This window comes from Burkholderia sp. FERM BP-3421, from assembly GCF_028657905.1.
In the GTDB taxonomy this organism is placed as follows: Bacteria; Pseudomonadota; Gammaproteobacteria; order Burkholderiales; family Burkholderiaceae; genus Burkholderia.
Map to the genome: position 1 here is coordinate 1,610,224 of NZ_CP117781.1, position 21,450 is coordinate 1,631,673.

At 68.2% G+C, this 21,450-nt stretch carries 14 protein-coding genes and 2 pseudogenes; 9 read left to right on the forward strand and 7 right to left on the reverse strand.

Translation table 11 applies throughout. The features are described 5' to 3' along the window. Positions 1 to 264: 264 nt before the first annotated feature. The 3 genes from Bsp3421_RS10115 (at position 265) to Bsp3421_RS10125 (ending at position 3,197) form a co-directional block, all read left to right on the forward strand. The gene (locus Bsp3421_RS10115; protein ID WP_273995784.1) at positions 265 to 1,521 is read left to right on the forward strand and encodes an oxalate decarboxylase family bicupin; all 1,257 of its coding nucleotides are present in this window, start codon (positions 265 to 267) and stop codon (positions 1,519 to 1,521) included. Positions 1,522 to 1,583: 62 nt separating this feature from the next. Continuing rightward, positions 1,584 to 2,891: an Nramp family divalent metal transporter gene (locus tag Bsp3421_RS10120; RefSeq protein WP_273995785.1), complete on the forward strand. Its 1,308-nt coding sequence runs from the start codon at positions 1,584 to 1,586 to the stop codon at positions 2,889 to 2,891. 6 nt (positions 2,892 to 2,897) lie between these two features. Next, entirely contained in the window at positions 2,898 to 3,197 is a 300-nt protein-coding gene (locus Bsp3421_RS10125) for a hypothetical protein (RefSeq protein WP_273995787.1), read from the forward strand. Here Bsp3421_RS10125 and Bsp3421_RS10130 read toward each other — a convergent pair. Further along, on the reverse strand, positions 3,184 to 3,513 hold the full coding sequence (locus Bsp3421_RS10130) for a DUF2322 family protein (RefSeq protein WP_273995788.1): 330 nt from the start codon (positions 3,511 to 3,513) through the stop codon (positions 3,184 to 3,186). The two genes, Bsp3421_RS10125 and Bsp3421_RS10130, sit on opposite strands and share 14 nt — an antisense overlap. 177 nt (positions 3,514 to 3,690) lie before the next feature. Here Bsp3421_RS10130 and Bsp3421_RS10135 point away from each other — a divergent pair, with 177 nt between their 5' ends. Beyond that, entirely contained in the window at positions 3,691 to 5,631 is a 1,941-nt protein-coding gene (locus Bsp3421_RS10135) for an SMP-30/gluconolaconase/LRE-like region family protein (RefSeq protein ID WP_273995789.1), read from the forward strand. Here Bsp3421_RS10135 and Bsp3421_RS10140 read toward each other — a convergent pair. Further along, positions 5,625 to 6,608, reverse strand: coding sequence for a bestrophin family protein (locus Bsp3421_RS10140; RefSeq protein WP_273995790.1), 984 nt, complete (start codon positions 6,606 to 6,608; stop codon positions 5,625 to 5,627). The genes Bsp3421_RS10135 and Bsp3421_RS10140 overlap by 7 nt on opposite strands. A gap of 15 nt (positions 6,609 to 6,623) precedes the next feature. Then, the gene (locus tag Bsp3421_RS10145; protein WP_273995791.1) at positions 6,624 to 8,945 is read right to left on the reverse strand and encodes an FdhF/YdeP family oxidoreductase; all 2,322 of its coding nucleotides are present in this window, start codon (positions 8,943 to 8,945) and stop codon (positions 6,624 to 6,626) included. Between the two features lie 159 nt (positions 8,946 to 9,104). Here Bsp3421_RS10145 and Bsp3421_RS10150 point away from each other — a divergent pair, with 159 nt between their 5' ends. Together Bsp3421_RS10150 and Bsp3421_RS10155 are read left to right on the forward strand one after the other, a co-directional pair. After that, complete coding sequence (locus Bsp3421_RS10150; protein ID WP_273995792.1) at positions 9,105 to 10,532, forward strand: aminotransferase-like domain-containing protein; 1,428 nt, start codon at positions 9,105 to 9,107, stop codon at positions 10,530 to 10,532. A gap of 14 nt (positions 10,533 to 10,546) precedes the next feature. Then, positions 10,547 to 10,844, forward strand: a pseudogene (locus Bsp3421_RS10155) (transcriptional regulator). A gap of 30 nt (positions 10,845 to 10,874) precedes the next feature. On the opposite strand, the gene Bsp3421_RS10160 reads toward Bsp3421_RS10155, so the two are convergent. Both Bsp3421_RS10160 and mgtA read right to left on the reverse strand, forming a co-directional pair. After that, a complete protein-coding gene (locus Bsp3421_RS10160; protein ID WP_273995793.1) occupies positions 10,875 to 11,618 on the reverse strand; it encodes a transporter in 744 nt (247 codons plus the stop codon). Positions 11,619 to 11,696: 78 nt separating this feature from the next. Then, positions 11,697 to 14,477, reverse strand: coding sequence for a magnesium-translocating P-type ATPase (gene mgtA, locus Bsp3421_RS10165; RefSeq protein WP_273995794.1), 2,781 nt, complete (start codon positions 14,475 to 14,477; stop codon positions 11,697 to 11,699). 756 nt (positions 14,478 to 15,233) lie between these two features. Between mgtA and Bsp3421_RS34310 the strand changes: the two genes are divergently transcribed. Then, on the forward strand, positions 15,234 to 15,722 hold the full coding sequence (locus tag Bsp3421_RS34310; protein ID WP_443111424.1) for a hypothetical protein: 489 nt from the start codon (positions 15,234 to 15,236) through the stop codon (positions 15,720 to 15,722). A gap of 203 nt (positions 15,723 to 15,925) precedes the next feature. Here Bsp3421_RS34310 and Bsp3421_RS10175 read toward each other — a convergent pair. Then, positions 15,926 to 17,613 (reverse strand): annotated as a pseudogene (locus Bsp3421_RS10175) (S8 family peptidase). A 664-nt stretch (positions 17,614 to 18,277) separates the two neighbouring features. Between Bsp3421_RS10175 and Bsp3421_RS10180 the strand changes: the two are divergent. Next, complete coding sequence (locus Bsp3421_RS10180; RefSeq protein ID WP_273995795.1) at positions 18,278 to 18,844, forward strand: hypothetical protein; 567 nt, start codon at positions 18,278 to 18,280, stop codon at positions 18,842 to 18,844. 172 nt (positions 18,845 to 19,016) lie between these two features. Here the strand turns inward: Bsp3421_RS10180 and Bsp3421_RS10185 are convergent, their stop codons facing one another. Then, positions 19,017 to 20,312 (reverse strand): NAD(P)/FAD-dependent oxidoreductase, encoded by a 1,296-nt coding sequence (locus Bsp3421_RS10185; protein ID WP_273995796.1) that lies wholly within the window; start codon positions 20,310 to 20,312, stop codon positions 19,017 to 19,019. Positions 20,313 to 20,666: 354 nt separating this feature from the next. Between Bsp3421_RS10185 and Bsp3421_RS10190 the strand changes: the two genes are divergently transcribed. After that, complete coding sequence (locus tag Bsp3421_RS10190; RefSeq protein WP_273995797.1) at positions 20,667 to 21,434, forward strand: AraC family transcriptional regulator; 768 nt, start codon at positions 20,667 to 20,669, stop codon at positions 21,432 to 21,434. Positions 21,435 to 21,450 lie beyond the last annotated feature (16 nt).

Sequence of the window (21,450 nt, forward strand, 5' to 3'; positions counted from 1 at the left end):
GCTCCGACAGTCATGAGAAATCGTTTCGCGATTCTCTCATCCCGGCGCGCGAAATCGAAAATCGGCGCGGGCGTCGCCGCGCGCCGCCCGCGCCGCGAAGATTACATATTTAAAGGAAATCACATTAACTCATCGGTTTATCTCGACAAATCATTTAAATAAGTACTGATTTTGTATTTAACTTGTCGGGCGGCGCGGGTGATCTGAAGAAAATCGAATCGACGCGCCGGGAAATCATTTCAATTAACCGATGGAGCATGATCCATGACGAATCTTTCCCGACGCAAAATGCTGGCGGGTACGGCCGGCGCGCTTGCCGCGGCGGGCGTGGCGATCTCGGCGCGGGCCGCGTCGTTCGGCAATCCCGATCAGCCGCCCGAAGGCGCGGTGAATGCCCGCAATCCGCAAAGCCTGACGGACCCCGGTCCGAAAAACCAGGCGGTAATGAATCAATTTCCTTCATTCCAGGATCCACCAGCCACTGATATCAACGGCATGCCGTTATTCTGGGCCTCGTTCAATAATTCACATAAACGCATCCAGGACGGCGGCTGGGCGCGCGAGGTGACCCAGGACGATTTCGCGATTTCCGACACCATTTCGGGCGTCAACATGCGGCTCACGCGCGGCGGCATCCGCGAGATGCACTGGCATCAGCAGGCCGAGTGGGCGTTCATGCTCGACGGCCGTTGCCGGATCACGGTGCTCGACGAGGCCGGGCGGCCCTCGGTGCAGGACGTGAAAGCGGGCGACCTGTGGTATTTCCCGCCCGGCCTGCCGCATTCGCTGCAGGGCGTCGGCGTCGACGGCGCGGAATTCCTGCTCGCCTTCGATAACGGCCGCGCCTCCGAATTCAACACGCTGCTGCTGACCGACTGGATCGCGCATACGCCGCCCGAGGTGCTCGCGCTGAACTTCGGCGTGCCGGCGAGCGCGTTCGCGAAGATCCCGCTCGAGAACCTGTGGATCTTCCAGGGCGGCGATCCCGGCCCGCTCGCGGACGCGCAGCGCGCGGCCGCGTCGCCGAAGGGTGAGCCGAAGCAGCCGTTCATCTTCTCGATGGGCGACATGAAGCCGCTGATCCGCACGCGCGGCGGCGAGGTGCGGATCGTCGACAGCGGCAACTTCGGCGTCTCGAAGACCGTCGCGGCGGCGCTCGTCACCGTGCATCCGGGCGGGATGCGCGAGCTGCACTGGCATCCGAACGCCGACGAATGGCAGTACTACATCCAGGGCGAGGCGCGCATGACGGTGTTCGACACAGGCCCGAAGGCGCAGACCGCCGATTTCCGCGCGGGCGACGTCGGCTACGTGAAGAAGAGCCTCGGACACTACGTGCAGAACACCGGGAAGACCGATCTCGTGTTCCTGGAGATCTTCAAGGCCGACCACTACGCGGAGGTCTCGCTGACCGACTGGCTCGCGCATACGCCGCCGCGGCTCGTCGAGGCGCACCTGAATCTCGCGCCCGGGATCCTCGCGGGCCTGCCGCGCACCCGCCCCGACGTGGTGCCGCTGTGATGAGACGCGCGGCCGGCGCGTCGCCGGCCGCGATTTTTCTTCCCCGCACGAAGGAATCCGCCATGCCTCCTGTCTCGAATCCCTCCGCCGACGGCTTCGCCCTGTCGGGCGCGTCGACGACGCGCACCGAAGCGGCGGCGCGCGCCGCGCTGGAAGGCCGCCGCACCGGCATCGCCGCGCTGCTGCCGTTCGTCGGTCCTGCCGTGATCGCCTCGATCGGCTACATGGACCCCGGCAATTTCGCGACCAACATCCAGGCGGGCGCGGCTTACGGCAACCGCCTGCTGTGGGTGGTGCTGGCCGCGAACCTGGTCGCGATGCTGTTCCAGGCGATGTCCGCGAAACTCGGCATCGTCACGGGCCGCAATCTCGCGGAGCTGTGCCGCGAGCATTTTCCCGCGCCGCTCGTCTGGACGATGTGGGGCGCGTCCGAGATCGCCGCGATGGCGACCGATCTCGCCGAATTCCTCGGCGGCGCGCTCGCGTTCGGCCTGTTGTGCCATGTGCCGCTGCTGGTGGGCATGGTGGCGACCGCGCTTGCCACCTGCGCGATCCTGATGCTGGAGCGGCGCGGCTTCAGGCCGCTGGAGGCGGCGATCGCCACGCTCGTCGGCGTGATCGGCGCGAGCTACCTCGGCGAACTGCTGATCGCGCCGCAGGACTGGGGCGCGGTGGCCTATCACCTGGTGGTGCCGCAGCTTGGCGATCGCACGGCGCTCACGCTCGCGGTCGGGATCATCGGCGCGACCATCATGCCGCACACGCTGTATCTGCACTCGGGGCTCACGCAGGGGCGCACCGCGCCGCGCAACGAGGCCGAGCGGCGGCGCCTGCTGCGCTTCTCGAATCGCGAGGTCGCCGTCGCGCTCGGGCTCGCGGGCTTCGTCAATCTCGCGATGGTGATGACCGCGTCGTCGGCGTTCCATCGTACGGCCCCCGGGATGGCCGATATCGGCGAGGCCTATCACGCGCTGATTCCGGTGCTCGGGCCGGCCGCGGGCGGCTTGTTCCTGGTCGCGCTGCTGACGTCGGGGGTGTCCAGTTCGGTGGTGGGGACGCTGGCGGGACAGGTGGTGATGCAGGGTTTCATCCGGCAGCGGGTGCCGGTGTGGGTGCGCCGCGCGGTCACGATCGCGCCCGCGTTCGCGGTGGTCGCGGCGGGCTGCGACGTGACCCGGGCGATGGTGCTGAGCCAGGTGGTGCTGAGCTTCGTGCTGCCGATGCCGATGATCGCGTTGTGCGTGCTGTCGGCTCGCGTCGACGTGATGGGCGCGCACGTGCAGCATCGCGCGCTGCGGGTCGTGGCCGGGGTGGCCGCGGCGGTCATACTCGCGTTGAACGCGTACCTGATCCGGGCCGCGTTCCAATGAGCGCTGATGCGCGCCGCGGCGGCGCGCATCAGGCGATCAGGCGATCAGGCGATCAGGCGATCAGGCGATCAGGCGATCAGGCGATCAGGCGATCAGGCGATCAGGCGATCAGGCGATCAGGCGATCAGGCGATCAGGCGATCAGGCGATCAGGCGATCAGGCGATCAGGCGATCAGGCGATCAGGCGATCAGGCGATCAGGCGATCAGGCGATCAGGCGATCAGGCGATCAGGCGATCAGGCGATCAGGCGATCAGGCGATCAGGCGATCAGGCGATCAGGCGATCAGGCGATCAGGCTGCGATGACGTCGATGCGCAGCGCCGGCGCGCCCGCGGCGATCGCGAGCAGGCGGTCGACGTTCGGATGCGCGCCCGGACGGTTGCGCGCATCGGCGGTGTGCTCGCCGAACACCGCGAGGCCGTGCTCGGCGGCGCGCGCGTCGAGCGTGCCGAAGGCCTGCTGGAGATAATGATAGAGCGCGAGCGAGCCTTGCTTGCCCGGCTGGTTCTCGATGCTGGCCACCACCGCGCCGGCGGCGTCGACGAGATCGATGCGCGCGATGGCGTCGATCGCGGGCAGTTGGGCGAGGTTGTCCTTGAATACGGGGGTCGGTTGAATCACGGGAATCACTCCGGTAAGCGGAAGTTGCGAGGCGGGCGTATCTTAGCCGATCAGGCGGGCCGGGCGTGTTTCTGCCAGGGCCAGGCAGGACGGCCCGGCGGCTGTCATCGACGTTTCATCGCCCGTGCGGCAGAGTTTTCGTGGTGTCCTTCACTCGACGACAAGGAGCGCGCTTTCATGGTCACGCAACGAATCCGCGTCGCGTGCGCGGGCCTTCTGATCGGGGCGGCGGCGCTCGCGCCGGCCTGCCGCGCGCAATACGCGACCGACTGGCTCGCGAATACCTTCGGCACGCTGGCGACCCACGTCGGCAACGGCGCGCGCGCGTTGTGGGTCGCGCCCGACGGCACCGTCTACACCGCCTCGTTCTGGGATGAAAACGAGGGCGGCGTCGCGATCTACCGGAACGGGCGCAGCCTGGGCTCGATCGGCACCCACGCGGAATTCCAGGGTGGGGCGATCACCGGCAACGCGACCTCGATCTTCGCCGCGTTGCAGGTCAGTACGAAGCCGGGCAGCGGCTCGGTCGGGCGCTACGACCGGGCCACGCTCAAGCGCGATCTCGTGATTCCGGTCAGCGTGTGGAACGCGGTCAGCCGGGCGGACGTGATCACGGGCCTCGCGACCGCCGGCACCCAGCTGTACGCCAGCGATTTCTTCGGCAACCGCGTGCGCTTGTTCACGACCGACGGCGTCTGGCAGCGCGATCTCGCGGTGACGGGGCCGGGCGCGCTCGCGCTCGACGGCGCGGGCAACCTGAGGGTCGCGCGCCGGGCCGCGGCCGAGATCGACGGCTTCACGCCGTCCGGCGCGCCGCTCGCGACGATCAGGATGGATCCCGCCGCGCGGCCGTCCGCGCTCTACTACGATGCCGCCGCCGGCCTGCTGATGGTCGGCGACCAGGGGCCGGACATGAACATCAAGCGCTACGACCTGCGCGCCGCGCCCACGCTCCTCGGCACCTTCGGCGTGACGGGCGGCTATCTCGACGCCACGACCGGGATCCGCGGCCAGGTGGGCGCGCGCCGCTTCACGCGGGTGGCGGGGATCGGCAGGGACGCGACGGGCACGTTGTACGTGCTGAACAACCCGTGGGGCGGCGGCTGGGACCTCGGGCGCAACGGCACGACCGACCTGCATGCCTACGACGGCGCGGGCAACCTGCTATGGACGCTGCAGGCGCTCAACTTCGAGGGCGTCGCCGCGCCCGACCCGGTGACGGACGGCGCGTATTTCTACAGCGGCATGAATCTCTATGCGGGCGGGGCGGGCGGCGGATTCGTCGCCAATACGGTGGATCCGTTCACCTATCCGCGCGATCCGCGCCTCGACATGAACGACTACCAGCGCGGCCAGCATTTCGGCCAGCTCGCGAGCGTCGGCGGGCGGCGGATCCTCGTGGCGTCGGGCCAGAACCCGGGCAACTTCAACTTCTATCACTTCAATGCGGCGAGCGGCTATATCGCGATTCCGGACGCCTCCCTGCCCGGGCCGGCGTTCGGCACGCAGCTGCAGGTGACGAACGGCTTCTGCCTCGACGACAACGGCGACGTATGGGCGGGCCTCGCCGGCACCAACGCGCTGACCCGCTATCCGCTGGCCGGCTTCGACGCGAACGGCGCGCCGTCATGGGGCGCGCCGCAGACGAGCGCGGTGCCGGCGAGCGTCGCGCCGCTCACGCGCGTGATCTATCTGGCCGGACGCGACACGATGATTCTCGCGCAGGGGCTTGCGAACAACTGGGACTGGACCGCGATGAACGGCCATATCGAGGTGTATCCGGGCTGGCGCGCGGGCAACACGACCACGCCCGGCGTGGTGATCCAGCTGGCCAGGCCGAATCCGAAGTCGATCGCGGCGGCGGGCGGCTATCTGTTCGTCGGCTACGTGCATACGGTGCCGGACGTCGACGTATTCGACCTCGCGACGGGCAGCCTCGTGACCACGCTGGCCAACTCGAACCCGGCGGTGCTCGACGTCGGCAACGACGTCGATTCGATGTACGGCCTGCGCGCCTATCAGCGCGCGAGCGGCGAATACCTGATCACCAAGGACAACTACAACGGTTCCAGCCTCGTGGTCTATCGCTGGACGCCGGCTGCCGCGCGGCGTCAGTGAAGGCGGAAGTCGGCGTCGACGCGGATCTCGCCGGGCAGCGGCTCGCCGGCCGTTTCGAGGATCGAGCGCTCGATCGTGCGGGTCAGCGCGTCGAGCGGCAGGTGGTTCGGCCCGGGGCCGAACGGCTCGGCGATGTCGCCCGAGATCGCGTCGAGCCCGATCAGCGTATAGGCGACGAACATCGACACGAACGGCGTCGCGTAGCCGATCGAGTCGACGAGCCCGAACGGCAGCATCACGCAGTACACATAGACGGTCCGGTGCAGCAGCACGTGATACGCGAAGGGGATCGGCGTCGACGCGATCCGTTCGCAGCCGGCCAGCTTCGCGCCGAGTTCGTTGAGCTGCGCGTCGAGCATCCACAGCTGCGTGTCGCTGAGCGCGCCGGCGCGCTGCTGCTCGGCGAGCATGCCGCGCAGCGCGTGCAGCACGGCGACCGGCCGGTAGTGGGCGGCGGCGAGCGCGGGCAGGAGCGGGGCGGGGAGGTAGCGCGCGAGATCGGCGGCGGGATCGGTTCCGCGCAACTGGTGCTTGAGCGCGTAGGCGAAGGCGATCGTCAGGTTGACGAAACCGGGGCGGTCGAAGCCGGCGGTGCGCGGCGAAGTTGCGGTCGACGTGGCCGCCACACCCGACGTGGCGACGCCCGGCGCAGCGACGCCCGGCACGACATAACACAGCGCCTGCGAGGTCAACGCGCGCGCGGTGGTCAGGACACCGCCCCACAGCTTGCGGCCTTCCCAATAGCGGTCGTAGCTCGCGGTATTGCGAAAGCCCGCGAACAGCGCGAGCGCGAGGCCGGCGAGCGTGAACGGCGTCGGGTTCAGCGTGACCTTCTCGCCGAAGATGCGGCCGCCCGTGCGCAGCGCGAGCAAGCTGATCGCGGTCAGCAGCACGAGCTGCGGCAGGATCTGGCGCAGCACGGAGCCGCGCCAGACGAACAGCATCCGCAGCCAGTGCTCGCGCGGTCGGACGATCATCGGGGCCTCCCGGGGTCAGGCGGCCGTCGCCAGGGTCGCCGAGCGGTGCATCAGCACCGGAATCGATTTCGAGGTGGGCGTGTTGCAGATGTCGCCGACGCTGTCGAGCGGCACCAGCGGGTTGGTCTCCGGATAGTACGCGCCGAGGCAGCCGCGCGGAATATCGTAGGCGACCAGCAGGAAGTCGTTCGCGCGGCGCTCGACGCCGTCGTCCCACACGGTCTCGAGGTCGACCCGTTCGCCCGCCGCGAAGCCGAGCATCGCGAGGTCGTCCGGGTTCGCGAACACCACGCGCCGCTGGCCATACACGCCGCGGTAGCGGTCGTCGAGCGCGTAGATCGTCGTATTGTACTGATCGTGCGAACGCGTGGTCATGAGCGTCATCAGGCGCTCGCCGTGGCGCGCGCGGGCGCGCTGGATCGGCGTGTCGGCCGGCAGCGGGTGCGCGATGAAGTTGGCCTTGCCGGTCGGCGTCAGCCACTCGCGCTCGCGCGACGCGACCCGCAGGTGGAAGCCGCCCGGCTTCGCGATCCGCTCGTTGTAATGCTCGAAGCCGTCGAAGGTCTGCTCGATCGCATCGCGCACCTTCGCATAGTCGTTCATGTAGCCGGGCCAGTCGATCTCGCCGCTGCCGAGCACCGCGTCCGCCAGACGCGCGACGATCGCCGTCTCCGACAGCAGGTTCGGCGAGGCCGGCCGGTTCATGCCGTACGACACGTGCACCATGCTCATCGAATCCTCGACCGTCACGCCTTGCGCGACGCCGTTCTGCAGGTCGATCTCGGTGCGGCCGAGGGTCGGCAGGATCAGCGCGTCGCGGCCGTGGATCAGGTGGCTGCGGTTGAGCTTGGTCGTGATGTGCACGGTCAGGTCGCAGCGGCGCAGGCCTTCCCAGGTGCGCGGCGTGTCGGGCGTGGCCATCGCGAAGTTGCCGCCGAGCCCGATGAACACCTTGACGTGGCCTTCGCGCATCGCCTCGATGGTCTCGACGACGTCGTAGCCGTGATGGCGGGGCGGCTCGAAGCCGAACACGCGGCCGAGCCGGTCGAGGAACGCCTGGCTCGGCTTTTCCTCGATCCCGACCGTGCGGTTGCCCTGCACGTTCGAGTGGCCGCGCACCGGGCACAGGCCCGCGCCCTCGCGGCCGATGTTGCCGCGCATCAGCATCAGGTTCGACAGCATGTGCACGGTCTGGACCGAGTGCTTGTGCTGCGTGATGCCCATCCCCCAGGTGGCGATCGTGCGCTCGCCGCGCACGTAGACCTGCGCGAGCGCGTCGATCTGCGCGTAGGACACGCCGCTTTCGGCGGTCAGCGCGCCCCAGCGCTCGGCGCGCAGGTCATCGGCGAACGCGTCGAAGCCGTGCGTGTGGGCTTCGATGAACGCGACGTCGAGCACCCGGGGCGCATCGTTCTCGCGCGCCGCGTCGTCGAGTTCGAGCACGCGCTTGGCCACGCCCTTGATCAGCGCGAAATCGCCGCCGAGGGTCGGCTGGATGAACATCGACGCGATCGCGGTGCCCGACATCGACATCATCTCCAGCGGGCTTTGCGGATCGGCGAAGCGCACGAGGCCGCGTTCCTTGAGCGGGTTGATCGACACGATCGTCGCGCCGCGCTTGGCGCATTCGCGCAGCTCGCCGAGCATGCGCGGGTGGTTCGTCGCCGGGTTCTGGCCGAAGATCAGCAGCGTGTCCGCGTGCTCGAAGTCGTCGAGCGTGACGGTGCCCTTGCCGACCCCGACCGTGGCCGGCAGGCCGCGGCTCGTCGCCTCGTGGCACATGTTCGAGCAATCGGGGAAGTTGTTGGTGCCGAAGCGGCGCACGAACAGCTGGTACAGGAACGCCGCCTCGTTGCTCGCGCGGCCCGAGGTGTAGAACGCGGCGCGGTTCGGATCGTCGAGCGCGCGCAGGTGCCGCGCCATCAGCGCGAACGCCTCGTTCCAGGCGATCGGCACGTAGCGGTCGGACGCCGCGTCGTAGACCATCGGGTCGGTGAGGCGGCCGTGCTGCTCCAGTTCGAAGTCGGATTGGTCGAGCAGCGCGGTGACGGTATGCGCCGCGAAGAACGCGGGCGTGACGCGCTTGCCCGTCGCCTCGGCGGCCACCGCCTTCACGCCGTTCTCGCAGAACTCGAAGGTGGACGCGTGCGCGCGGTCCGGCCAGGCGCAGCCCGGGCAGTCGAAGCCGTCCGGCTGGTTCTGCTTGAACAGCAGGCGGTAGTCGCGGCCGGGAACCTTCTCCTTGATCAGGTTGATCGCGACGTACTTGAGCGCGCCCCAGCCCGCGGCGGGGTGGGTGTACGGCTCGATGCGGGCGTTGGCTTGCTTCTTTTTCATGATGCGGTGAGGTTGGGGCGACGATGACAGGCACAGGGTACGTGCAGGTCGGCGCGCCCTGCGTGCACACCTTGCGGTGCAAAAAAAGAGTACAGTTCGCGGTTTGGATGAGCCGGATCAAGGAACTGTGTCTCTGAAAGATATTCGACAGGGAGCGGCGTGAAGCGCTACGAGAAACTGGCCGACGATATCGACGGGATGATCCGGCGCGGGGTGTACCAGCCGGGCGAGCGGATTCCGTCGGTGCGGCACACCGCGCGCCAGCAGCAGCTGAGCGCGACGACGGTGGTGCGCGCCTATCTGGTGCTGGAGAGCCGCGGGGCGATCGAGAGCCGGCCTCAGTCCGGCTATTTCGTGCGCGCGCGGACGGCGGAGCCGGCCGCATCCGAGCTGCACGCGTCGGCGCCGCTCGCGGTGTCGGCGCGGGTGGACGTGAGCCGTCTCGTGCTGTCGACGCTGCGTTCGATCGCGCGCGACGACGCGGTGCCGTTCGGCTCGCCCTATCCCGACTCGACGCCGTTCCCGTCGGCGCGGATCGCCCGCCACGCGCAGGCGATCGCGCGGCAGCGCAGCCGCTGGGGCGTGATCGACGACCTGCCGCCGGGCAATCCCGAGCTGATCCGGCAGATCGCGCGCCGTTACCACGAGCATGGCGTGCCGGTCGAGCCGGACGAGATCGTCGTGACGATCGGCGCGACCGAGGCGATCAATCTGTGCCTGCAGGCGGTGGCCAGGCCGGGCGATACGATCGCGGTCGAGTCGCCGACCTTCTACGCGATGCTGCATGCGATCGAACGGCTCGGCATGCGCGCGATCGAGGTCGCGACGCATCCGTCGGACGGCATCGACCTCGACGCGCTCGCGGAGATACTCGGGCGCGAGCGGATCGCCGCCTGCATGGTGATGCCGAACTTCCAGAATCCACTCGGCTTCCAGATGCCGGACGCGCGCAAGCGCGCGCTGGTCGAGCTGCTTGCGCGCCACGACGTGCCGGCCATCGAGAACGACGTCTATCACGAGCTGTACTACGGCGACGCGCGGCCGAGCGCGTTGAAGACCTACGACCGGCAAGGGCTGGTGCTGCATTGCGCGTCGTTCTCGAAGAGCCTGTCGCCCGCCTACCGGATCGGCTGGGCGATGCCGGGGCGCTACCGCGACGAAGTCGAGAAGCTCAAGTTCCTGAACACGCTCGCGACGCCCGCGATCGATCAACTGGCGATCGCGGAATACCTGCGCCACGACGGCTACGATCATCATCTGCGCCGCATCCGCCGCGCCTATGCGCAGCAGGCGAAGCTGATGGCCGCGATGGTGCGGCGTTTCTTCCCGGAAGGCACGCGGCTGTCGCAGCCGATGGGCGGCTACGTGCTGTGGGTCGAGCTGCCGCCGACGGTCGACGCGATGCGGCTCTACGAACTGGCGCTCGCGCAGCGCATCACGATCGGGCCGGGGCGGATGTTCTCGACCACCGACGGTTATCGGCATTTCATCCGGCTCAACTACAGCGCGCCGTGGTCGGCGCAGATCGAGCAGGCGCTCAAGACGCTCGGCGAACTGGCCGCGCGCTGCGCGCGCATGCACGCATGAAGGGGAAGGAGAGGATGAACGATCAGGCGGATGCGCCGCCCGAAGGCGGCGACGAAGACGGACTGGACCCGGCGCTGGCGGCGCTGCTCGCGTGCCTCCACGAGGCGGCGGCGGACGGCGCGGGCAAGCCCTGGTCGCTCGCGAAGCTGAGCAAGCGCGCGCGGGCGCCGATGAGCAGCCTGCGGCGGATGCTGACCCCAGCTCGACGCAGCGGGGCTGACCGTCACCACGCTGCGCGACGACGGTACGGGCAGCGCGGCGCTGACCGACGAAGGGCGCGCGCTGTGCGCCGCGCTGTTCGACGCGGGCTGACGCGCCGCGTCGAGCCGCGCCGGCAACGCGCTACCAGCGCGCGGTCACGCCCGCCATCAGCGAGTGATTGTAGGTCTGGTCGTTGAGCCCGCGCCGGTAGCCGACGTCGAGATCGAGCCAGGGGCGCGGCGTGTAGATCGCGCCCGCGATCAGGAACGCGGGAGAGGTGTGATGGTCGCGATCCGGATTGCGCGACGCGCCGATGTCGAGCGCGAGCTGGAGCCGGTCGGTCACGCGGTACAGCATCGCGCCCGACACCTGCCATAGCGAGGTCCGGTCGTCGTGGCTGTTGGGCTGGTAGGCGACGCCCGCGTTGACGAGGAACGTGAACGCGGCCACGTCGTACTGCGCGAGCAGCGTCGCGCCGGCGTTCACGCGGCCGTTGCCGAGCCCGTGATGGTCGTCGCCGGTCGGCACGTTGATGCGCGGTTTCAGCGCGATGCTGAGCGGGCCGCGCTCGAGCACGCGCCACTTCGCGCCGATCTCGACGTCGCCGAAGCCGGAGCTGGCCTCGTCCGAGCGGGTCTGCACGTGCGTGTAGGGCGCGTTCACATAGAGATCGAACGACGGGCCGAAGCCGCGCGTGAGCGTGGTGTTCCAGAGCTGCTGGCGGCCGGTGTCGGACTGGCGCGAGGTCTGCTCCATGTTGAGTTCGTATTGCCAGTTGCCGTCGCCCTGGGTGCCGGTGTCGTCGGAAACGAGCGGATGGGTGGCGTACGCGCCGGCCGGTGACAGCAGCGAGCAGGCGGTCGCGAAACGGAGAATCTTTTTCATGTCGATGACTGCAGGAGAGGAGCGGGGTCGCCCGCCCGCGCGGCGTGCGCGGACGGGCCCGGAGTCAGCGGGCGCGGTTCAGAACCACTGCCGGTAGCGCTTCACGTAGATCGTCTTCACGACCTGCGCAAGCGCGATGTAGCCGATCATGGTGGCGATCAGCCACATCCAGTAGCTGCTCGGCAGGTGGATGAAGCCGAGCGACTCGGCGAACGGCGAGAACGGCAGCCAGCAGCCGATCCCGATCGCGACCGCGGTCGACAGCAGCACCGGCAGCGCCGCGGTGCTTTGCAGGAACGGGATCTTCTGGGTGCGCAGCAGATGCACGACGAGCGTCTGCGACACGAGCCCTTCGATGAACCAGCCCGAGTTCATCACGACCTGGCCGGCGGCGCCGCCATGCAGGTGGTACAGCGCGCCCGCGCCGAACACCGACCACATCAGCGCGTAGGTGGTGATGTCGAACACCGACGAGGTCGGCCCGATCCACAGCATGAAGCGGCCGATATTGCCTGCTTCCCACTTGCGCGGCTTCTTCAGGAACTCGGGGTCCATCTTGTCCCACGGCAGCAGCATCTGCGAGGTGTCGTAGATCAGGTTCTGGATCAGCAGCTGCGTCGCGAGCATCGGCTCCCACGGCAGGAATGCGCTCGCCACCAGCACCGAGAACACGTTGCCGAAGTTCGAGCTGGCCGTCATGTTCAGGTACTTGAGGATGTTGCCGAAGGTCTCGCGGCCCTTGATCACGCCTTCCTCCAGCACCATCAGGCTCTTTTCGAGCAGGATGATGTCGGCGGTTTCCTTCGCGATGTCGGCGCCGCTGTCGACCGAGATGCCGACGTCGGCGTCGCGCAGCGCGGGGGCGTCGTTGATGCCGTCGCCGAGGAAGCCGACCGTGTGGCCGTTCGCCTGCAGGGCCTTGACGATGCGCGCCTTCTGCAGCGGCGTGAGCTTCGCGAACACGGTCGCGCGTTCGACCACCTGCGACAGCGTCGCGTCGTCGAGCGTGTCGATCTCGGGGCCGAGGATCGGCTTGCCGGGATTGAGGCCGACCTGGCGGCACACCTTCATCGTGACGGTCGGGTTGTCGCCCGTCAGCACCTTCACCGCGACACCGTTCTCGCGCAGCGCGGCGAGCGCCGGCGCGGCCGATTCCTTGGGCGGATCGAGGAAGGTCAGGAAGCCGCGCACCGTGAGGTCGCGCTCGTCGGCGGTGCGATACTGCTCGCGCTCGTCGCCGCGCGGGATCGCGCGCGTCGCGAGCACCAGCACGCGGAAGCCGTCCTCGTTGTACGCATTCGCCTGTTCGAGCAGGCGCTTGCGGGCCACGTAGTCGAGCGGCCGCACGCCGTCCTCGTCCTGCACGTGCGTGGACACCGCGAGCATTTCCTCGACCGCCCCCTTGCAGACGAGGAGATGCTCGCCGCGCGGATCCTCGACCACCACCGACAGACGGCGGCGCACGAAGTCGAACGGCAGTTCGTCGATCTTCTTGTATTCCTTCGGCTTCACCCGGTCGCCCAGCTCGTTCGCGCGATTGACGACCGCGATGTCGATCAGGTTCTTCTGGCCGCTCTGGTGATAGCTGTTGAGCCAGCCGAGGCGCAGGATGTCCTCGTTCTTCTGGCCGAGGATGTCGAGGTGATGCTCGAGGATGATCTTGTCCTGCGTCAGCGTGCCGGTCTTGTCGGTGCACAGCACGTCCATCGCGCCGAAGTTCTGCACCGAGTTCAGGCGTTTGACGACGACCTTGCGGCGCGCCATCGCGACCGCGCCGCGCGCGAGGTTCGCGCTGACGATCATCGGCAGCATTTCCGGCGTGAGGCCGACCGCGACCGCGAGCGCGAAGGTGAGGGCGCTGAGCCAGTCGCCCTTGGTCAGGCCGTTGATCATGAACACCACCGGCACCATCACGAGCATGAAGCGGATCAGCAGCCAGCTGACGCTCGATACGCCGCGATCGAAGCTGGTCTCGATGCGCTTGTGGCTGACCACGTTCTTCGCGAGCGAGCCGAAGTAGGTGTCTTCGCCCGTCGCGACCACGACCGCGATCGCGGTGCCGCTCACGACGTTGGTGCCCATGAAGCAGACGTTCGCGAGATCGAGCAGCGCGCCTTCCGGCTCGCGCGCCTCGGCGCTCGCCTCGGTCTCGGTGGCCGGATGATGCGCGGACTTCTGCGCGACCGCGCCGAGCGTGTCGTACTTCTCGACGGGCAGCGCTTCGCCCGTCAGCACGGCCTGGCTGATGAACAGGTCGCGCGACGACAGCAGCCGCACGTCGGCGGGAATCATGTCGCCCGCCGACAGGTGCACGATGTCGCCGACGACGACCTCGCGCATCGGCACTTCGGTGCGCGTGGGTTCGCCGGCCTCGGTGATGCGCCGCTGCACCGTGGCGGTGGTGCGCACCATCGCCTTCAGCTTCTCGGCGGCGCGCAGCGAACGGAATTCCTGGAAGAAGCGCAGCAGCGCGCTGATGCCGACCATCGCCATCAGGATCGAGATCTTGACGTAATCCTGGTCGCCGGGCTCGGCGAAATAGATGTCGGTGAAGTAGCTGATGGCGGCGAGCACCAGCAGCACGTAGATGAACGGATTGTTGAACGATTGCAACAACTGCCGGGTCCAGTGCGGCGGCTTGTCGTGCGCGATCTCGTTCGGGCCGTCGAGCAGCAGGCGGTCTTCGGCCTGGGCGAAGGTGAGACCGCCGGTGGTGGTGCGCAGGTTCTTCAGCGTGGCTTCGAGCGGCTGGGCGGCTTCGCGGACGATGCGCATGGACTGCGCGTCGTCGTCGCGTTGACGCGCGCCGTAATTGAGAAAACCGCGCTGCTTGTTCTTCGGGTTCGTGCGTTGTGTCATGGGACGCTCCATGGCCGGGCGGACCGGCGAGGGGCGTCCGTCGCGTTAACGCGGCGCGAGCGTCCCCCGCCGCGTCGCGTCTGGCGCGTTCGGCTGAGATTCGAGGTCTATGGGGTCGCTCGCCGGCGCGCGACGATCGGCAGGCACACGCTGGAGGTGCGCGCCGGCGAGCCATAATCGGCTACTGTCGTCTGCTTCCATCAGAACTCCTGTCGATTGCGGGCAAAGGCGCAAGGCCTTCACGATCGGGGCGCAAGCCGCTGCGCGTGCGCGGTCGCGCACGCGCCAGGCGTCGTGCGGGCGCGTTCGCCGGGCGGCGCAAGGCCGCACGGCGTGGACGAACACAGGCGCGCGCATGGGGCGCGTCGTTCGTTCAATGAAATTCGGGCGGGAAGATCGGGCCGGGAAGGCCGGAAGGACACCGCATCCTGCGATCGAGGATGCGGCAGGAGATGAAGCTCTGCGCGTTTCCTCAGTCAGCAGTCAAAGTTGGTGCAGGACCAACTACAACTCGCATCGGTGTTCACAGAACACTCCATGTATTTAGACGGGGCCGATGGTAAAGGCCCGGCAAGCAAAACGTCAACCCCTTTACGCAAGGTTTACGCAGATTCGTTCCGGTCCGCCGCGCCGGATGCCGCGCGCGCCACGCAGGCGCGGCGATATCGATACGCGAAATGCGGATTTGTGGAGCGGAACGCGGCCGATATAGTCGCCGTGTTTCGCCGTCCGCCACAGTGCGAGGGAGTGTGCGGCATGTCTATCGTGATTCTCGACCCGGCGGCGTCCGCCGCGCGCGCCGTTCCGTCCGGCGCGCCCGCCGTGATCCGCTCGGCCGCGGACGTCGCGCGGCTCGCGAACCAGGGCGCGACGCTCGGCAAGGCGCGCGCGGTGATCGTGATCGCGCTCGGCGGCGTGTTTCTCGATGCGTACGACCTGACCTCGCTCGCGTACGGCATCAAGGACATCGCGAAGCCGTTCGCGCTCACGCCGGCCGAAGTGGGCTTCGTGTCGTCGGCGGTCGTGTCGAGTTTTTCGGCCGCGCTGGCGCTGGCGCGCGGCGGCCGGTTCGTCGCCTGCGTGCCGGGGCGCCAGACCCGTCAGGGCCGGGACGGCCTGCATACGTTCGAGCTGCCGGTCGAGACCGAGGGCGTCACGGTGTCGATGATGTGGCATCCGCGCGTCGAGCACGATGCCGCGCATCGCCGGCAGCGCGAGCGGATCCGGATGGCGTGCGCGGCGTGAGCCGGTGCGGCGGACGCGGTGTCGGGGGCGCGCCCTCGGGCCGATGAGCGGCGCGTTGCGCCTGCGCCAGGTTGCGGCGCGCGCGTCATGCAACGGTTCTCCCGACGCAAAAACGGCGGCGCATCACGCGCCGCCGCCGTTCATCTCTCCCGCAAGCATGACGCGGCGACCCCGTGCCGGAATCGCCGCACCACGCGTCCTGCTCAGTTCGACGTCGCGGCGGTCACCGCGGCCTTCGCATCGAGGATCCCCGCGCCGGGCGGCAAGGCGCTGCATGTCGCGGTGGCGGCGACGGGCGACGGACGGGCCGTGGCCGCGAGCTTCTGCGCGATCTGCGCGGGCGTCAGCGTCGGGTTCATCGACAGCATCAGCGAGATCACGCCCGCCACCTGCGGCGCGGCGAGGCTCGTGCCGCTGTCGGTCGCGTAGGTGTCCGCCACCGGCGAGGTGGTGCCCGTGTTCGAGGTCGACAGGATGACCGAGCCCGGCGCGCTCAGGGTGATCTCCGAGCCGAAGTTGCTGTACCACGCGCGACGGCCGGTGTTGTCGGTCGCGGCGACCGCGATCACGCCCTTGCAGTTCGCGGGGCGATCCTGCGCGGTCGACTGACCGTTGTTGCCGGCCGCGACCACGACGCTCACGCCGACCGCATTGACGTCGTTGATCGCCTGCTGGAAGGTGTCGCCGCACGGGCCGGTGCCACCGAGGCTCAGGTTGATGACCTTGGCCGGATGCGTGTTGTTCGGCACGCCGGCGACCGGGATCCCGGCGGCCCAGCGCATGGCGTCCGCGATGTCGCTGGTGGCGCCGCCGCACTTGCCGAGCACGCGCACGGGCAGGATCTGGCTGTTCCAGTTCACGCCCGCGATGCCGATGCCGTTGTTGGCCGACGCGCCGATGAGGCCCGCTACCTTGGTGCCGTGCCAGCTGCTGTTGTTCGGCGACGTTTCGCAGTTGTAGAACGGGCCGGTCGAATCGTTGATTTCGGCCTGCGTGACCCAGTCGCCCGGATCGGTGGCGTCCGGGCCGCGCGTCTTGCCGTTGTTGCTGGTCGCGACGCTCGTGATGAAGCTGTAGCCGGGCAGCAGGTTCGGCGTGATGTCGGGATGCGGGCGGTAGCCGGTGTCGAGCACGGCGGTCACGAGGCCGGGCGCGCCCGTGGTCAGGTTCCAGGCGAGCGGCAGGTCGATGCCGACGGACGGGTCGGTCAGGTTCCATTGTTGCGAGAACATCGGATCGGTCGGCACGGTCCGCGTGAACACGCGGCGATCCGGTTCCGCGTAGGCGACGTCGGGGTCGGCCGCGAAGGCTTGCGCGAGCGCGGTCGCGTCGGCGGCGGCCATCCGGCGGCCGAGCGACAGCAGCGAGGAGCCGTCCGACAGCGTGCGCTCCATCTGCACGGCGGCCGGCTGCGCGGCGCTGGCCGCGTAATTGCGCGCCTGGCTGTTCTGCGCGCTCGGCGCGTTCCAGTTGGTCATCACGCGCTGGATCACGGCGCTGACGCGGGCCGGATCGCTGACGCTCGCCGCCATGATGCGGGCTCCGGAAGCGGACGACGTGGTGGTCGGCTGCAGCTTGATGATCACGTGGTCGACCGGCACGTCCTGCGCGGTGGTGCCGGGCGTCGTGCTCGACGACGCGGACGACGAGGTCTGGGCGGCGCAGGACGCATTCGAATTCGGCGAGGTCGACGTGCCGGGCGTCGGCGTCGGCGTGGTCGGGTCGGGGTGGTCGGCGTCGCGGTCGACGGGGGGGACGGAGTGCCATCACCGCCGCCGCCGCCGCCGCCGCAACCGGCGAGGGGAATCAGCAGGGAAACGGAAAGGATGCCTGCGAGCGTACGCGTCTGGCTGAGCCGTGCGGGGGGGAGGTTGAAACGTTTGACTCTCATGTTGGCTCTCGGTCCTATGGTTCGAAACCGCTATCCCACGGTTAAGGCGGGCGGAATCCGATGGAATCGGCGAGCCGGAAGCGCCCTCGTATTAATTCGCAGTCCGACACATCCAACGGATTTTTCCCGTGTCCCCGCCGGATTTGGTCCTGCTTCGGCGAGGCTCATGGATGTGGGTAACGGCTGCTTTTAACAATTCTTAATAGTTGGCCGGAAATGATTTGATGGGGGTCTATTTCCGAGAGGTCGGCCCGGCGCGGACGGGCGGCGTTGAGAGGGATTAAGTCTGAGGTTTAGTGGGGATTATCTTTTGGTGGTGGTTAATCAGATGTGGACGTAAAAAATTAACGATCGGGATGATCATAAAAATGTGAACGCATGCGTGGTCGTGTCGCATGCGAGGAGTGAAGTGGCCCGTGCGCGTCGAGAGGGCGCGTGTGGGTTGGGGATGTCACGCGTCACGGGCGTTTCGTATCGAAACGAGGGGTAACATCACGACCATGGTTCGATTTTTTTGCGAAGTTTTTTCTATTAATTGGCTGTAAATTCCATAATTTATGAATTTACGAAATTTAAATTTCACTCACTCGAACCCGGGTACCTGGCACTTTCCCTGCAGCTACCTCCGGGCCGCATCTGCGGCACAACCTGGAAAAGGTCAAACATGGAACGCGTCTTCAAACGGAGGCATCTGGCGCTGGCCGTCCTGACGGGATTCGCGCTGGCGGCGAGCGTGACCGCCCGGGCGGGGGCGAGCGGAGATCGTGCAACGGAGGTGCCCGGCCTGGGGCTGACCGTGTATGGGATCCCGACGCCGGCGGCAGGGAGCGGAACCGGAGGCAATCCGCTCGCGCCGGTGAGCAAGGTGGTGAACGAGATCATTGGCGCCCTGGCGACGCCGCCGGCGAATCCGGTCATGCCGATCAGTCCGATTGCCACGCTGCATGGCGTGATCGGGTCGGTGACGGAAATATTGGGCGAGGCAGGCGGTCTGCTTGGGCGGTCGACCGGGGGGAGCGGACGCGCGGCCGGGCTCGCGAAGCCGGCCGGCCGGCTTGAAGGCGTGAGCGTGGTGTCCTTGGCGGGGGCCGGCGGCAGCGACGCGGCTCAGACGATCACGGTAGTGACCGGAGGCCCGGGAACGGCGGCGAATGCGGGCGCGCACGGCGTGGGCCCGCTCGGACCGGTGACGTCGCTGATCTCGAATCTGGCCAAGAGGCTGCCGAAATGAGCAACTGATCTAGCAATGAGCATTAAACGAGGCGGAGAAGCGTCGCTTCGACGTGACGGGGCAAGCGCGCCGACGCGGGATGCCTGCGCCAGGGTCTCGATACCGCGCTCATCCCCGCGCGCGACCACTCGGCGGCGGGCGCGCCCCGCCCCGGACCTTGCCGGCTGGCCGCTCAGGTCAGCCGGATCTTTGGCTGCACCCAGCTGTTGATCCGCTCGGCGGTCCACAGCAGCGTGGCCTTGGGAAACCCGTGCAGCGCCTGCTGGTGGTGGCGATAGAGCATCGCGTGGCTCAACTGGGCGAAACGGCCCTTGATGAACGCGCTGCGGAAGAAGCCGAAGCGGCCGAGCGTGCCGAAGGCGTTGTAGTCGCTGATCGACACGAGCGAGCCGAAATCGTGAAACGCGAAGTCGGGCAGCGGCCGGCCGTCGAGCCAGGCGGGCAGATGTTTGGCGAGGAATTCGGCCTGCTGCGTCGCCACCTGGGCGGTCGGCGCAAGCGGGCGCTCGGCGCCGTCGGGCGTCAGGCTCGATGCATCGCCGAGCGCGAAGACCGCGTCGTCGTCCTGCGCCTGCAGCGTCGGCCGGATCAGGATCTGGTTCGTGCGCGTGCTCGCGAGGCCGCCGAGGCCGTTCGCGAAATCCGCACCCTTGACGCCGGCCGCCCACACCATCAGGTTGGCAGGCGCGAAGCCGCCGTCGCCGTAGTGAAAACCGCTCGCGTCGGCGGACGTGACGCGCGTGGAGGTCAGCACCCGGAACCCGATGTTGCGGAGCTGCTGTTCGGCCGACGCGGAGATCCCGGGCGGAAACGCGGCCAGGATGCGCGGGCCGCTTTCCAGCAGGGTGAGGTCGAGGCGCTCGCGTGCGCGCGGATCGCCGTAGCTCGACGCGAGTTCGAGCAGGCGGCTCAACTCCGCCGCAAGCTCGACGCCGGTTGCGCCGCCGCCGACGATCGCGACGCGCAACGGCTCGTCTTCCGCGACGCTGCGGAAGATGCGCGTGCGCAATGCGACATTGAAGGTTTCGGCTTCGGACTGGCTGTCGATGAAATAGCAATGCTCGCGCACCCCGGGCGTGCCGAAATCGTTCGCATGACTACCGATGGCGAGGATCAGCACGTCGTAGCCGAGGCTGCGCGCGCCGAGGATCAGTTCGCCGTCGGGCGTATGCAGGTCGGCGAGGTGGATTTCACGCCGCTCGCGATCGAGGCCGCACAGTTCGCCGGGTTGGTAGGCGAAGCCGTGTTCGCTGGCATGCGCGAGGAAGACGACCTGCTGCTGCTGGATATTGCGCGTGCCGGCCGCGATCGTGTGCAGCATGGGTTTCCAGATATGCGTGGGACTTTTATCGAGCAGCGTGACCGAGGCGCGGCCCGAACGCCCCAACTGGTTGCCGAGCCGCGTGGCCAGCAATAAACCGGCGATGCCGCCGCCGACGATGACAATTCTCGGGGGATGCGCGCTCATCGATTCAGTCCTCCGTGTGGCGTGATGGCTGCGGACGATGGTAGGGGGCGGGTTGGACGGGTGTCAATGTCGGCCGGGGCATCGGGCGGGCCAGAGCGGGTTCGGCGCGAGGAGGCGGGGCCAGGCATGGGCCGTCGCCGCGGGATTACGTGCAATACGGCCGGGATGCTTGCGCCGACCTCCTGTTTTACCGCGCTGGACGCAGGCAATCGACGCGGAATGTGGATAAGAGACGCAATGCTGTATTTCTGTTACGAGCCAAGACCGGTCCGAAGCGGTTCGGGCATGCGCGGCGCGTCGTGCGGGCTAGAATGCCGGCACCTCCGCTCCCGCATCCCACGCGCGCCGTTCTCCATGCACCTGCCAGTCTTCTCGTCCGAACACGAACTGTTCAAGCCGGTTGCGCGCGACTATCCCGACGGTTATGCATTGAGTGACCACTGGCACGACGCCGCGCAGCTGATCTACGCGCTTCACGGCGTGATGGAACTGAAGTGCGGCGACGCCTGCTGGATCATCTCGCCCCAGCAGGCGCTGTGGATGCCCGCGCAACTGCCGCATGCGCTGCGCGCGCGGGGGGCGGTGACGCTGCGCAGCGTCTATGTCGCGCCGCGCCTGTGCGCGAAGCGCCTGCCCGACGCGCCGCGCAGCCTGGCGGCGACGCCGCTGCTGCGCGAACTGATCCGGCAGGCGCAGGCGGTGACCGACGACACGCCCGCGTCCGGCTACGACGCCCACCTGATGCAACTGCTGCTCGACGAGATCGAGCGCGCCCGGGTGATGCCGCTCGACATCCCGCTGCCCGGCGACCACCGTTTGCGCAACGTCTGCCTGCGTCTGCTCGACGATCCGGCGGACGACCGGGGGCTCGATGCATGGGGCGCGCTCGTCGGCGCTTCGGCGCGGACCTTGTCGCGGCTGTTCCGCGCCGAACTGGGCACGAGCTTCCTGCTGTGGCGCCAGCAAGTGCGCGTGGCGGCCGCGATTCCCCGGCTGGCGGACGGCGAACCGGTCACGCGGATCGCGGCCGATCTCGGCTACGACTCGCCGGGCGCGTTCATCGCGGTGTTTCGCCGCCTGACCGGTCACACGCCGCGCGCGTTCGCCATGCAGGCCGAATGAGGCGGGGCGGCCTTGA

Bases quoted from the DNA above. Each gene is read 5' to 3' on its own strand.
- Bsp3421_RS10115 (WP_273995784.1), top strand. From the start codon at position 265: ATGACGAATCTTTCCCGACGCAAAATGCTGGCGGGTACGGCCGGCGCG.
- Bsp3421_RS10120 (WP_273995785.1), top strand. From the start codon at position 1,584: ATGCCTCCTGTCTCGAATCCCTCCGCCGACGGCTTCGCCCTGTCGGGC.
- Bsp3421_RS10125 (WP_273995787.1), top strand. From the start codon at position 2,898: ATGCGCGCCGCGGCGGCGCGCATCAGGCGATCAGGCGATCAGGCGATC.
- Bsp3421_RS10135 (WP_273995789.1), top strand. From the start codon at position 3,691: ATGGTCACGCAACGAATCCGCGTCGCGTGCGCGGGCCTTCTGATCGGG.
- Bsp3421_RS10140 (WP_273995790.1), bottom strand. From the start codon at position 6,608: ATGATCGTCCGACCGCGCGAGCACTGGCTGCGGATGCTGTTCGTCTGG.
- Bsp3421_RS10145 (WP_273995791.1), bottom strand. From the start codon at position 8,945: ATGAAAAAGAAGCAAGCCAACGCCCGCATCGAGCCGTACACCCACCCC.
- Bsp3421_RS10160 (WP_273995793.1), bottom strand. From the start codon at position 11,618: ATGAAAAAGATTCTCCGTTTCGCGACCGCCTGCTCGCTGCTGTCACCG.
- mgtA (WP_273995794.1), bottom strand. From the start codon at position 14,477: ATGACACAACGCACGAACCCGAAGAACAAGCAGCGCGGTTTTCTCAAT.
- Bsp3421_RS34310 (WP_443111424.1), top strand. From the start codon at position 15,234: ATGTCTATCGTGATTCTCGACCCGGCGGCGTCCGCCGCGCGCGCCGTT.
- Bsp3421_RS10180 (WP_273995795.1), top strand. From the start codon at position 18,278: ATGGAACGCGTCTTCAAACGGAGGCATCTGGCGCTGGCCGTCCTGACG.
- Bsp3421_RS10185 (WP_273995796.1), bottom strand. From the start codon at position 20,312: ATGAGCGCGCATCCCCCGAGAATTGTCATCGTCGGCGGCGGCATCGCC.
- Bsp3421_RS10190 (WP_273995797.1), top strand. From the start codon at position 20,667: ATGCACCTGCCAGTCTTCTCGTCCGAACACGAACTGTTCAAGCCGGTT.